The sequence below is a fragment of the Paenibacillus peoriae genome (assembly GCF_022531965.1).
Taxonomy (GTDB): Bacteria; Bacillota; Bacilli; order Paenibacillales; family Paenibacillaceae; genus Paenibacillus; species Paenibacillus polymyxa_D.
The window spans coordinates 3677509-3690978 of the sequence record NZ_CP092831.1 but is presented as its reverse complement, the minus strand read 5'-3'; the positions used below and the strand labels follow the sequence as shown (position 1 = coordinate 3690978).

At 47.6% G+C, this 13470-nt stretch carries 16 protein-coding genes; all 16 read left to right on the top strand.

What is annotated here, in order from left to right:
- Window positions 1–59 precede the first annotated feature (59 nt).
- Window positions 60–479, top strand: a complete 420-nt coding sequence (locus MLD56_RS16255) for a hypothetical protein (protein WP_068941160.1) — start codon at window positions 60–62, stop codon at window positions 477–479.
- 269 nt (window positions 480–748) lie between these two features.
- Window positions 749–4156, top strand: a complete 3408-nt coding sequence (locus MLD56_RS16250; protein WP_241113332.1) for a tail tape measure protein — start codon at window positions 749–751, stop codon at window positions 4154–4156.
- Window positions 4157–4159: 3 nt separating this feature from the next.
- A complete protein-coding gene (locus MLD56_RS16245) occupies window positions 4160–4807 on the top strand; it encodes a hypothetical protein (protein ID WP_241113331.1) in 648 nt (215 codons plus the stop codon).
- 6 nt (window positions 4808–4813) lie between these two features.
- The gene (locus MLD56_RS16240; protein ID WP_241113330.1) at window positions 4814–5791 is read left to right on the top strand and encodes a hypothetical protein; all 978 of its coding nucleotides are present in this window, start codon (window positions 4814–4816) and stop codon (window positions 5789–5791) included.
- 2 nt (window positions 5792–5793) lie between these two features.
- Window positions 5794–6219, top strand: coding sequence for a hypothetical protein (locus tag MLD56_RS16235; protein WP_241113329.1), 426 nt, complete (start codon window positions 5794–5796; stop codon window positions 6217–6219).
- Window positions 6212–6655, top strand: coding sequence for a DUF2634 domain-containing protein (locus tag MLD56_RS16230; RefSeq protein ID WP_241113328.1), 444 nt, complete (start codon window positions 6212–6214; stop codon window positions 6653–6655). The genes MLD56_RS16235 and MLD56_RS16230 overlap by 8 nt, the downstream gene beginning before the upstream one ends.
- A complete protein-coding gene (locus tag MLD56_RS16225) occupies window positions 6652–7476 on the top strand; it encodes a baseplate J/gp47 family protein (RefSeq protein ID WP_241113327.1) in 825 nt (274 codons plus the stop codon). The genes MLD56_RS16230 and MLD56_RS16225 overlap by 4 nt, the downstream gene beginning before the upstream one ends.
- Window positions 7473–8225, top strand: coding sequence for a putative phage tail protein (locus MLD56_RS16220; protein WP_241113326.1), 753 nt, complete (start codon window positions 7473–7475; stop codon window positions 8223–8225). Before MLD56_RS16225 ends, MLD56_RS16220 begins: the two co-directional genes overlap by 4 nt.
- A gap of 9 nt (window positions 8226–8234) precedes the next feature.
- Window positions 8235–8624: a phage tail-collar fiber domain-containing protein gene (locus MLD56_RS16215; RefSeq protein WP_241113325.1), complete on the top strand. Its 390-nt coding sequence runs from the start codon at window positions 8235–8237 to the stop codon at window positions 8622–8624.
- Between the two features lie 15 nt (window positions 8625–8639).
- The gene (locus tag MLD56_RS16210; RefSeq protein WP_241113324.1) at window positions 8640–9728 is read left to right on the top strand and encodes a hypothetical protein; all 1089 of its coding nucleotides are present in this window, start codon (window positions 8640–8642) and stop codon (window positions 9726–9728) included.
- The gene (locus MLD56_RS16205; protein ID WP_241113323.1) at window positions 9725–10075 is read left to right on the top strand and encodes a hypothetical protein; all 351 of its coding nucleotides are present in this window, start codon (window positions 9725–9727) and stop codon (window positions 10073–10075) included. Before MLD56_RS16210 ends, MLD56_RS16205 begins: the two co-directional genes overlap by 4 nt.
- Window positions 10076–10133: 58 nt before the next feature.
- Window positions 10134–10313, top strand: a complete 180-nt coding sequence (locus MLD56_RS16200; RefSeq protein WP_241113322.1) for a CD1375 family protein — start codon at window positions 10134–10136, stop codon at window positions 10311–10313.
- A 78-nt stretch (window positions 10314–10391) separates the two neighbouring features.
- Complete coding sequence (locus MLD56_RS16195) at window positions 10392–10880, top strand: phage holin family protein (protein ID WP_241113321.1); 489 nt, start codon at window positions 10392–10394, stop codon at window positions 10878–10880.
- The gene (locus tag MLD56_RS16190) at window positions 10837–11604 is read left to right on the top strand and encodes a M15 family metallopeptidase (RefSeq protein ID WP_241113320.1); all 768 of its coding nucleotides are present in this window, start codon (window positions 10837–10839) and stop codon (window positions 11602–11604) included. The genes MLD56_RS16195 and MLD56_RS16190 overlap by 44 nt, the downstream gene beginning before the upstream one ends.
- Window positions 11601–11816, top strand: coding sequence for a hypothetical protein (locus MLD56_RS16185; protein WP_241113319.1), 216 nt, complete (start codon window positions 11601–11603; stop codon window positions 11814–11816). The genes MLD56_RS16190 and MLD56_RS16185 overlap by 4 nt, the downstream gene beginning before the upstream one ends.
- A gap of 201 nt (window positions 11817–12017) precedes the next feature.
- The gene (locus MLD56_RS16180) at window positions 12018–13430 is read left to right on the top strand and encodes a transcriptional regulator (protein WP_241113318.1); all 1413 of its coding nucleotides are present in this window, start codon (window positions 12018–12020) and stop codon (window positions 13428–13430) included.
- Window positions 13431–13470: the final 40 nt, after the last annotated feature.

Below are 13470 nucleotides of genomic sequence, written 5' to 3'. Positions count from 1 at the left end.
CGGTTTATTCGCTCTCTCTTTTATTTCTAAAGAAACATAACCAATTGGAGGAACTAAATATGAGTAATCAAGACAAATTAAAGAAATACCTAGCTAAAGCCAATGAAGTACGTAAGGACGACGTTATTACAGTGCAAGCCGATGGCGAGGACTGGTCTGTACAACGCCTGAAAACATTAGACGTACGTCGGTCATATGATCTTGCTTTTGATGAGGATGGTAATTATAAGTCGCCTTATTTTAACGAAATCGACGTGATGATCGTCAAGGCGACAGAGCATGAGTTTGACTGGAATAACAAAGACCTTCTGAAAGCTTATGGAGCGACCAGCAAATTTGAATTGCCACCACGCATTTTAGACAACACGGACGATTATGCTGCACTCAGCAAGGCTGTGCGTAATTTCAAAGAGACTCAGGAATCGCTTTTGGCTGACGCAAAAAACTCATCCGGCGAGACGGAGAAGCGAGCTGGATAGCTCATTTTTGGGTGAATCAGAAAAAGCTACCTTCTGAGGTCTTGCCGTATGAAGTAGACGAACAGCGTCAGTATTATTTTTGCCTAGCAGCATCAATGATTGCTGAGGAAGAAATGGCACGTTTGAATCGGAAATAGTCACGTCAGAACAGGAAGGGGGTGGGAACAATAGCAACTACATCAGTTACGGTACCGTTTGAGGCAAGGGATATGATCACCGGAGCTGTCCGAAATATGCGACGTATGCTTCAGGGGGCGCATGACGACTTAATGAATTTTCGTCGGGCATCGGGCAGCATGTTTGATGATTTTGTGTCCGGTAGCCGACGAGCGAGGGAATCTGCCGACGATTTGGGCCGAAGAATTGGCGGTGCTTCAGACGAAGTACGGCGTATGAATCAGATCCAACTCGATGATATTTTTCGTCGTGCGCGTGCTGGAGCTGATGATCTTAGGCGTTCTGCTGATCGAGCGGATTCGGAAATACGAAGTATCCGGGACGCTCATGTTAAGCTACGGGCCGAGGATTCGATTAGTCCAGTCGTTGACCAGGTATCCGACAAGATTTCAGCGTTGGCAGCGTTGGCAGGTGGGATTGTGCTTGGTAGCGGCGTGGGTGACTCTATGTTTGGGGGCGTGTCCGATTACAGCCGTGAGGCGGCGCGAAGTGCGGCTTACATGCCAGAAAACTTTCGTCAGCAGAGCCTTAGTACGGTAGATGACTTGGTTAGAAAGGCCATTATTCCAGATCGAGTGGAAGGCACTCGACAACTTGCGGATGCAGCTCCTTTAGTACAGGACAAGTCCAAGATGAGTGACTTCGTAAGTGCGTCTGCTAAAATCCAGTACATTCGCCCGGATGCCGGAGCTGAGGAAGTACAGCGGGCGCTGTCTCAAGCGTCTAACAGTTTTAAAGAATCCTACAGCCAAGTGGCTGATTCTATGATGTACGCCTATAAGGAAGTGGGCGACAAACAACAGGATCTGTTCGATACGTTCTGGGAATACAGCCCGTATTTCTCCAGCAGCGGCACCGACTCAGAACAAATGAGTAATTTTCTAACACAGACGGTGAAGGGTGGAGCCTTCAACTTCGACAAGCCAGCCGATTTTTTCAAAGAGACGTTTGGCGTCAAAGCGCTGAATACAGGGGATATGGCGAATTACTTTATCAGTCGTGGAGCAGGGAAGGATGAGGCCCAACGTCAGGCGTCATCCTTTACGGATGATATCAATTCAGGTGATAAACAGCGTGCGCAGGGAGCCATTGCGGCATTGGTCGGGGATTTGGCTAGTCAAACGCGGAGCCAGCTAAAACAATCCCTTGTCACTTTGGGTTCCGGTGCTGGTGAGGACAATGCTGATTCTATCCTGAAGACGTTTGGCACGGCTTTTCAAAAGGCTCCAGACATGAAAGGAACGACTGATAATTTGCTTCGTAAGCAGCAAGCTGCTGATCCGATGACGGAAATGAAGCAAACTCGTGCTGAAATGAGCCTGCAAATGCAAGAGATTGGAACCAATATTGCTCAAGCAGCCCTTCCAGCTTTGAAGGAGTTTAACGCATTACTGGTGCAGAATAAGGACAACATTCAGGCGCTCGGCATGGGGATAACCAGTGCCATAACCGGAGCGACTAGCTTCTATAAAGATCATTTTAAAGCCATAAATACTGCCTTAATGGGGTTGGCTGCTGTACTGGTAGCTAAGAAGTTATGGTCCTTTGCACAAGGAGTAAAGAAGTTCAACGATGATCTTTCGACTGCTGCTAAATGGGTAGGAGAGAAGGGGAAAGCGGGGGCAAATGCAACAGGCAGGGGAGTCAAAGCCGGTTGGAATTGGATTCGACGGAAACCTCCCGAACCTCCAACTCCACCACCCGAAGAAACGCCAGCCCAACGTGCTGCCCGTATACGGGAGCGAATGGGCGGTCGCGGTGTCAGACGCCAATTGAGCGGAAACCGTAACCCTGTCGATGATCGTATTGGCGGTTTACGCTCTGTTGCTTCGATGACTGTTAATGCAACCAAAGTTTATATTAACGGGTCTGTATCCGGTGGTGGAGACGGTGACGGCGGCGGTGATGGTGGTGACCGCGACAGAGATCGCAACCGTAGGCGGAACCGACGTGGAGGACGTAGGGGAGCAGGAGGCGGTAGACGCCGTATACGTATTAATGGCCCTCGTCCCACCCCACCAAATCCACCTAACCCGAACCCAAGCCCCAGGGGATCGCGTGATAATCCATATCGTGTCCGTCGTCCTGTTCCTCCAAATCCACCGCCACCACCGAGTCCGCCTTCTGGCGGTGGCCGTCTGAGAGGTTTCCTGAAAGGAGCAGGTAAAGCGGCTAAAGTTGGCGGTATTGTTGGAACAGTCGCAAGCGTGGCCGCGGGTGCTTACGATCTATACCAGGCATCTAAGGAAAAGGGCCTGCGCGAGGCTGTATCTACTCAGGGCGGTGCTATGGTTGGCGGTGTAGCTGGCGGTGCTATTGGCGGTGCTTTTGGGTCTGTTCTTGGTCCGCTTGGCACAATGGCCGGTGCATACATCGGAAACGTCGTCGGTGAAAAGATTGGGAAATTTGCGGATGAGAGTGGCGCTACTCGTTGGGTAGTAGATAAGGCAGTCGGAGTCTTTGATTCAGTAAAAGACACTTGGGGCGGTGTTAAAGACTGGTTCACAGGCAAGAAGGAAGAGAAGCCCGGCCCCCCTCCTGAAGCCAAAATTACGATCAACAATCTGACTGAGCAGAAGCAGAAGCGTCTTCAACAGATTGGCGACGATGTGCGCAAAAGCATAGTCGATAAAGGTCTTAAAGAGGGACTGAAAACTGTTGCTGAACAGCCAGAAGTCAAGCAACGCCTTAATGCGCTTAAAAATACATTCGGCGCTGTTTGGAAAATGGGTGACAGCAGCAAAGCCCAAAAGAGTATTAAAGATGTAGGAACCGCTTCTAAGAGCAGCGCGGATGAGGTGGCCAAAGGGGCAGTAAAAAATAAACAGAGTTTTAATAGTGTCAGCGCTGCTGCAAAAACAGCCGTGGATAAGACCACGCAATATCTGTTGTCACTTAAAAACGTATCGAGCCAGGGCAATAGCTGGGGAAGTGATCTTATGTCCCATTTTATTGCTGGTATGCGCGGCCAGCTCCCCACGTTGTCTTCCGTTGTCAGTTCCGTTGCAGTAGTCCTTAAAAAGATGAAGGACGCAAAAGACACTAATTCTGGCGGTGGTGGCACTACACCGAAGCCTAAGCCAAGACCTTATGCTCAAGGTGGATTTGTTAATCGCCCTCATGTTGGGCTAGTGGGTGAAGCTGGTCCGGAAATGATAATTCCATTGTCGGCCAACCGTCGCAGTCGTGGCCGGGAGCTATGGGAACGGGCTGGGATTATTATGGGTGTACGTCCATATGCAAACGGCGGCCAAGTCGGACGGCCAAGCCTGATCGGTGCGTCCAGTATGATGCCGATGGCACAGATGCTTAATCCATCCGTTTCGGCTGCCCCGAAGTCAATAAGCATTGAGAATATCAATATTGATTTCGGTGAACTCGCGAAGGGAATAACCGACTTTGTAGAATTTGCAAAAATGTTTAGTAGTCCGCAAGGTCGAGCGTTGATTCGCAAGGTGGTTGGTGAGGAATTGATTAGAGTATTGGAGAATGGAGGATAAGCGATGCTGGCACTATCGCAAGGAAAGATCCGTCTTACCTTTCCGATCACACCGGCAGAGATTCAAATAACCGGAGGCAATGAAGTTGAAACCTTCACTGTCATAACTGGTCAGGAACGCACAGGGAAACCCGTCTCGAAGGTGAAACGGGTTTCTTTTTCTGCTATCCTTCCACGCTATTGGGAAGAAATTTGGGAAACGGATAGCAAGCAGACGGTCACGTATAAAACACCAGAAGTAACGTGGAAGCTGCTGGAGCAATGGAAAGGTAAACCCGTTGTACTTAACTTTGAGAATTTGTTTAGCCAAACGATGCTCCTGGAGGGGATGGATCAGACGTACAAGGACGGACAGGGAAATCTTCACGGTAACTATTCATTTGTGGAGTACAAGCCTGTTAAAATCGTCTCTTACTCCAACTCCAAGCAAGTTCTCAAGCCAGGTACGGTTATTACCAAATCGTCCAAAAGCCGCCCAAATACTACGGGCAAAAAGGACAAAAAGAACGATAAGAAAAAAGATGATAAAAAAAAGAAGGCAAATGATAAAAGCAAAAAGGCCAAGGAGAACCCGAACGCTAGGGGCGCTTTTGACTATACCGGTTCCAAAAAGCGAATATCAGACAAGGTTTCCAAGGCGAAAGGGAAGTGATGCATTATGGACGGCTTTGCTGTTGTATATGGCAAGGAGAACGCCCGGCAGATGCTAACGGATGGCATAGAGGAAGTGTCCTGGTCCTCTGGCCGCGATGAGATTGCCCGCAGCGCTACGGTGCGGCTTCGCAATGCAAGCAATATTAAGATAGCTGGTATGCTGATGTGCTTTTCGCAAAAGGTTGGTGGTGCATTATATCATCACAAGAACCAATTTTTTCACGGCCCGATCATCAAATATGAACAAGACGAATTCACAAACGCCTGGGAAATTGAAGCGCGGGAGATTGGCTGGTACTTGTCCAAAAACAAGGGGACCCGACCATACTTAAAGGGTGAAGCTGGAACGGAGCTGCAAAGATACATCAAGAGCACAGGCATTGACTTCCGTTGTCCTGCTCTCGGCTTTAATTTGGACGAGCGTTATGGAACGATGGCCCATTCGGAAATTATCCTCGACGTATTGCAAAAGGCATATGAGCGTAGCGGCTACCGTTATTATGTAGACCTTGTAAGGACGGAAAAGAGCTTTTATCTGCAGGTGATGCGCGAAGGGACCAATACCAAGGTCCCTATTTTTGTTCCCGAGCAGATGACCTCCAGCACAGCAGGATACAGCATCGAGGAAACCTATACAGTGGTAACCGCACAGAAATGGAAGGATGACAAAATTGCTTCTGCTGTTACCAAAACGGCAGCGGGTGCGGTGAAGGCGATAGGACGAATGGAAGAAATCATTGAAGTCGGTGAGGACGAAAAGCCGGAGACCATCGCCACGCAGCGGCTCAAAGTTTTGTCCGCTGTCAAACAGATCAAGAAGATTACAGTTCGGCACACGGACCATACGCTATCTGGCCTGCGCTCTGGTTGGCTCGTCCTAACGAAGACCGATCATACCTCAAAGTGGATTGTCGTCACGGCTGATAGCAGCTACAAGAATGGAACATATACCGTAACCTTGGAACTGGAAAGGAGGGAATAGCGGTGCTGAGTGATGCACTCAAGCTTCTAAAAGAACAAACCAAAGACCACATCGACGCGCGAGACACAGAGAGAGCCACTCTGCTGAGTTGGCCCGGAAGCCCGTCAATAGAGGTGGATGGTGACCCGGCTCCCTATCCAGCGGACAAGCTAGTCTTTGCTGACTATCTGTTAGACCGGGAAGTCAAAGCCGATTTCATAGCTAATGAATATCTGGAGGGCGATGAAGTCAAAGGCAGTGTCACAGGCGTATTGGCTAATGGGGTGGTATACGAGACAAGGGAGCCTTACAAACAGGCCCCACGCAGCTCATTACGTGGCAAGTTGGTTATTCCCAGCCCTTTGCAGGTCGGTGATCGGCTGATTGTCTCCAGGCTGAGCGGACAGCGGTACTACGTCCACGGGAAGGATGTGGGCGCTGGTGGCTGACGATGAAACGTTATTTCCGGATATAGACTTTTCCGCATTGGACGAGGTGGAGCTGACCGAAACCGTAGCGTCTGAAACCAAATGGACGTACGTGATCGACTATCGCACGCGGCAGATGGCAACCACCGACGACGGGCGTCCCAAAAAAACGGCTACGTATGGTGAATACCTTATGCAGACGGCGCTAAAAATCCTGAACACCGAACGATTTCAATATGTGGTGTATGACGCTGATATCGGTGTCGAACGATCTGAATGGGCCAATTGGGAGGACGTTGAAATAAAACGCGACATTGAGGAAGCTTTGGCAGCTCATACGGAAATCTCTCAAGCTGAGGTATTGTCGATGGAGCGGAACGGCCAGAACATGTATTTGCGAATTAAATTAACCGGGCTGGCCGGAGAAGTAGAATTGGAGGAGGCGATTGAATTGTGAATGTGAAATTAACAGACCTTCCTGCACTGCCACCGATGGCAATTTTGGAGGAAACCCCAGAGGAAGTTTACCGCCGATGGGTCAACCGGGCGCTTACATTGGCACAAGAACGCGGTCTACCTCCACCCCCGACGGATCCGGGAGAGTTATTTTATGATCTGTGGTATCCCATCGCTATGGAATACGCTGAACAGCAGGAGTTGTTAACATATGCCTTTCTCCAAGCCTTCCCCATCTGGGCAGACAGTGAGTATTTAGATGGTCACGGATGGTCGGATGGTATGCCTCGGAAGGTGGGGGAGGACGACGACACGTACCGATTGCGAATGCTTGAGCGTGCGTTTACTGAGGAAGGCAGCGGGCGTCGAAAGGACTATGAGACATGGGCAAAGGAGCTGGAGGGCGTTGGCGGTGCTGTTGCCATTGAAAAGGAGCAGCACGATAACAGCATCGATTTGTATCTCACTGACCTTCAAGGACAGCCGATCACGGAAGAGTTTGCCGCTAAAGTTAAGGCGGATATGTGGGAAAACAAGCGGATTGCCGGGCATGATCTGGCTGTACATCCTGCCCCAGTATTCACGTTGCAAGTAGCTGGGAAACTAAATACAATTCTTCCGCTTTCGGAACTGGTAGAGCCCATTAGGAAGCGAATAGCCGACTACGCCATTGGTAGAACAAAGCTGGTATTCAACTATGTTGGTGCTGCTCTGCTTGTGAAGGGTGTTGAGGATTACGACAATCTCACGCTTAATGGAGCGGCAGAGGATATTAATGTCCCGGCCACGTCTGTTTTGAATATTGAGGTGACCCTGACATGATACCTCTGCGATACCGGGAAATGCTGCCGCCACACATGTATGAGATCGACATGGCCGAGCGGCATTTTGACGTCATGGAGTTGGAAGTAAACGATCGGGAAAAGTCGATTGACGATCTGGGAAATCAGTTCGTTTTAAAGACTGCTACTTGGGCATTGCCTATTTGGGAGTGGATATATTTCCACCAGGAGCAGATTGGGAACTTAGAACAGCGCCGTGACGCGATACGTCGTAAGCGTTGGGCCAAGCGACCTTTTACACTGCCGGTACTGCGACTGATTGGTGGGAAGTACGGTAATCTGTTGGACATACAAGAGGATTTTCTAAAGAAGACGATCTTGTTTGTGTATGGTATCGACACACAGTTAAACGTTAAAGGCCTGATGGAAGACTTTGAGTACATTCGGCCTGTTCATATTAACAAAGCGCAGCCTACTTTTCGTATTGACGTTCACCACAAATTCGGAATTAAAACACGTATTAGGTTCCATTCCCGCGTAGGTTTTTTCGGTGGCAAACCGTGGTATCTAGATGGAACAAAATTACTGGATGGGTCCGCTTCGCTTTCTGGTTGGACTGGCGAACGGCAGCGCAAACGAAACCGATTGGAGCTGAAGGTCAGCAATCCAATTACGAACCGACAAGAGGGAATTTTAAAAGTCCGCAAAAATTATTGGGTGTTTGATGGTCAGAACTTGCTTGATGGTAGCCACTCACTGAGCTCAACAGAGACGATTTTACATGTATAGGAGGACATTATGGCAGAACAAGTATTAACGGTGACAACGGTCTATGCGAGAGAACAGATGGCCCAAGCGCGAGCCGAAGGCGGCACGTTGACTAAAGTGGTCAAAATGGCATTTGGCAGCGGTGGGGTTGATACAGAGGGCAAGCCTTTGCCTTTGGATGGCACAGAGCAAGTATTAAAAGCGGAACTGATTCAAAAGGATATCTCGGGCCACGAATTTATCGCCCCAGCAACGATCCGTTATGTCTGTTCTCTTGCAGAAACAGAGCTTGCCGGAAAAACGATCAATGAGCTTGCCCTGGTAGATTCGGCGGGGAAATTCACGGCGGTTCGCACCATGACCAATAAAATCAAAGACGGCGACATAGAGTTTGTCTTCGAGATTGATGATATCTATTAAGGAAGGTGAGAGAACATGGCTATTCAGCAACCCCGCCGCTTTGTTACAACTGATCAGGGTCATGCAGATGTTTTTAACAAACCAATTGATACGCTTTATGAGAATGACCAAGAGTTATCTAAGCAAATTTCCGATGTCAAAACGTATGTTAACGAGGCTATAAAAGAGGCAAAAGTACCGGACGCCAGCACTACAGAAAAAGGCGTTGTTCGGATGAGTGAAGACTATAAATCACAGTCTCGTTTAACAGTACCGGCCTCTAAGGCGCTTTTTGACCTGTACAGTATTTTGTTGGTGGATAGGGGGAATATATTTCAAGCCGACTTTAACTTGGCTTTGGGGATAGGGATTTGGCGGGTCGATAAGCCTTCCCTTGATCCTGCAACTGACCATAGCCCACCGGGAGCATTCCCAAAGGGGAACCTATACGTTACGGGATCGGTTACTGGTGCTTCGGCGGCACACAAACACGAGTATGTGGACGATAATGGCGGAATATTCACACGCGTTAGAAGGCCTGATGGTTCTTGGTCGAACTGGAGCGCGAAAAACGGAGGTAGCAATATGGCTTTAGTAGCGAGTAACAACGTCAAATTTTCACAGACCGAGACGTATGCACAGCAAGTTGCTTCTGGTGGAGGTTCCGCTAATATTACGGGTAGAATGCTTGTATTTAAGTTCATTCCTAAGGCATTAGGTGAACTTCGCATATACTGGGAAGGCCTAGTTGAACTTGTATCAGGCACTATCCCTACTGATAACAACAGCAACTGGGGAATTACGGTAGGTGCATTAGGTTCTAACGCTTGGAGTGCAGGAGATAACAGTGATTATGTAGAATACGCCGTACAGCGTACTGTGTTTAATTATCGAGATGCAATAGGGACTGTCAGGGATTATAATACGTCTTCAAATGTGGTTTCTACTGCAGCAAAGCCCGGATTTAATTCTTGGTTTGGAAGTGAAGGTGTGGTGCGTGTAACTACTCCTGGCCCTGTGTATCTCGCCTTTTATATCTATGCGGCTAATTATCAGTCTCCTGCTTTCACTATGAAGGGCAGCATTCGTAATATTCAAGTATGCTACGACGAGGTGACCCCATGATCAGAGTCGTATATTTGCATGACGACGGTGTTGTATGGGGCTGGAATGAGTATGTTGAATCTGTTGAGGATATTCCATATAAGTACGTACAGGTAGACGAGTTGCCTGAGGTTGTGTGGAATACTCCAGCGGGTAAACGAGTCCGTTACACTGACGACAAGAAGTTTGCCCTTGAGGACATGCCCGTATCTCAAGAAGTTGATACGCCAAGCGAATTGGACAAGCTTAAAACTCGGCTAGAGAAGGCCGAAGCCGAGAATGCTGCATTGAAACAGGCTGATCTGGACAATAAAGAAGCCATAGCCGGGCTTATCCAGCTCGTTATGGAACAAAGCAATGTTACGTAGAATCCGGGAGCGGGTTCTATTTTTTATTCTCATGCAGCTCATGAGGGGAGGTGATAGCATGAATGAACAGATTAAAAAAGCTTTTGCGACGACACTTGTACATCTTATCCTTGCTGGCCGACGTGAAATTGAGGACGTGCCAGTAGCATTGCGAGACTTGGTTAAAGCTGACTTGGGCATTACTGAGCCTACGCAAGTGGCTCCAGCAGTTGAACAAACAACAGAACAAGAAGCGTAAGCGGCGTATCCAATCGGATGCGCTATTTTTATGCCCTCGGAGTGGTCGGGGGCTTTATTTTTTAAGGGGGAAAAGGTAGTGAGCCAAATAAAAATGTTTGGCAGCACCGTATGGACCGCAATCGTCGGGACATCGGAAAAGGAGGCGGCGGCAGGGGGAGTGGCAGCGCTGACCGGTCTGATTGTTACATTTTTGGGTGGGTGGGACAAGCCGCTTCAGGTGCTGCTTACGATGATGGTATTGGATTATATTTTTGGAGTTGCCGCAGCTATTAAAAACAAAAAAATGGACAGCGATGTGATGTTTTGGGGAGGCATTCGAAAGGCTACGGTTTTGACGGTGGTGGGATTGTCTGCACAATTGGACAATTGGCTACAACCAGGCGCACCGATCTTCCGGACGGCGGCTATTTACTTCTACGCTGGCCGTGAAGGACTTTCCTTGGCCGAGAACTGGGGAGCAATGGGAATACCACTGCCCTTTAAGCTTAAAAGTTTCTTGCAGCAGTTAAAAGACAAGGGAGATGGAAAAGATGCTGACGCTGGACCAACTAAAGAAAAAATCTGACAAACGCTTGATCGGACTAGATTCGGTCTTCAAGCTTGTTATAGAAAAATTAATTGAGCGCTGCTATGCCCGTGGTGTTTGGATTGTGATAACCCAAGGTTTACGAACATATGCGGAGCAGGACGCGCTCTATGCCCAGGGACGGAATGGAGATAAGCGCCCCAAAGTAACAAAAGCCAGGGGCGGATATAGCAATCATAACTTTGGGTTTGCGGCCGATTTCGCGCTGTTGTTGCGTGACGGTCGTACGGTGTCTTGGGATACATTGAAAGACGATGATAAGGATTCCCTTCCTGACTGGTCGGAGGTCGTTGAAGAAGCGAAGAAACTTGGGCTTGAGTGGGGAGGAGACTGGCGCACATTCAAGGACATGCCCCACCTGCAGATGGTCTTTGGCTTGTCTACAGCAGACTTTCGGGCAGGTAAACGACCAAGTCAGGCGCAGCTTAATGCTGTGTTGTCCAGATTGAACAAAATGGATATGGAGGATGAGGAAATGACAGCAGAAGAAAAAGCAGCGTTTAAGGCGCTACAGAAACGTGTGATCGTGCTTGAATCTGCAAACAAACTTACAAAGGTTCCAGCGTGGGCTGAGCAAGCCTGCATCAACGCCAAGGCTGTAGGGGCACTGGACACAGCAAATGATGGTAGCTTTGACTTTTACCGTATGGTCACGATCCTTGACCGAGCCGGAGTATTCAAAAGGGGAGTTGTCGCACAATGACAGATTGGAAACGTAAATTGTCCAGCCGTAAATTTTGGGCGTTGCTGGCTGCTTTGCTGACAAGCTTGCTTACTGCTTTTGGAGCCAGTAACGATACAGTTATTCAAGTAACTGGCGTAATCGGTGCGTTCGGCGCGGTTGTTGCTTATATCCTGGCTGAAGCTTATGTGGATGGTAAGTCGGCTGAAACATCAACCACTGACGATTTGTAAATTTACAAGCGTTTGTAAATACGAAGCACCCTGCTGGCTTAAAGCCGGTGGGGTGCTTTTTTTGTTTACAGAAGTGCCCTTATGACAAACGTGGCTTTTCCACATGATTCGCAAAAAAGATATTGACAACTGTTAATTGTTGGGCAAAAATAGTAAATGATTATAAAATACTGGAATTTCTATGCGAAGGGTGGCTATGGCATGAAGCATACACCTACGATTCGAGCAGAATTAGACAGATACCTACAACAAGAAGGATTGAGTTTAACACAATTTGGTCATATTGCGGATATGAATAGGGGAGCAGTAAGTGCTATCGTGACAGGAAACAAGCCTTTGTCTGTTAACCAGCTCGACCGAATTACCGAGGCTATGGGTTTACCTGAAGGTCACTTTTATGACTTGTTCATAGAAAACTACATCATCGACCATCCTCCGAATATGAGGCGAATCGAGCCATTTTTGTTTCGCTGTGCGGAGTTGGACAAGTTGGACGCGATCCGTCGAGTGGTGGGAGCCATCATGGATAATCTACTGTATTCACCCAAGCTATTTGAAATTGCAGAAGAATTATTGTCGCAGGAAAAAAATGCGGCTGCATTGTTGCTCTATGAGGGGGTAGCTGAAGCGGAGAAATATCAACATTCTGAGCGTTTGGCAGTCTGTCAATATCGTATATTTACGATCCAGATTGGAGACGATCAAAGCCAGAATCTCAAGGCTGCAACACTATTTGAACCCTTCGTGGAACGTCTGGATGAAATAGACCAGCTTGACGCATTGAAGGACTTGGCAAACGTGTACAGGTCTTTGCGTAAATGGGACAAGGTAGACGAAATGGCAAGGCAAATGAGAACTAAAGCGGAAATCCAGTATAGTTTAAAACACCAAGAAAAACGTGAGTTACGAGATATTGAAAAGAGAACAAGAGGGCCGCTATTTGGATACATTGCTTATGCTGACTTATTGTGTGCAGGTGTCTACGAAGCCCAAGGCGATTACCACCAAGCTCTACAATATACATACGCCTATGCTAATTTAGATTGGGTTAAAGAGACAGACGAAGATACCCAACACTGGATTGGCTTGTTTAAGCATTGGGCAAAAGCTAATATTATTGTCAATAAGCTTTTATCCGGAGATATAAAGGTGCTGCAAGAATATATTGAATACATCGATGCAGCGGAGGATACAACACAAGAAGATAAGGTCATCCAACTGCTGAATATTATGATAGCGGCTAACCGATATGATATTGATGTTAGTAACATAATTAAACGTTTTGAAGCGGACATTGTATCATTGTCGCAACACTCACCAAGTGATATGTATACTCAACAAGTGGTGCCAGATTATTTTGCTTGGTGTGGTTACGAGTTGGCTCATTATTATTTACATAGAAATTCTTACGATGATGGCTTTAAACATTTGATGTATTCAATGGTAAGTTATCATACACTAAATAATGAGACTTATTTCATAAATTGTATGGGGCTGTTTTTACATTTTCGAGAACATGCGACTCCTGAAACCAAAGCAAATTTTTTAAATTTTATTGAAAAGGTGTGGATGAACAATGTTAAAAAAAATGGCACTGTTGATCGTCGCAGCTAGCTTTTTGTTAATTGTTACTGTACCTATTCACTCGCATGGT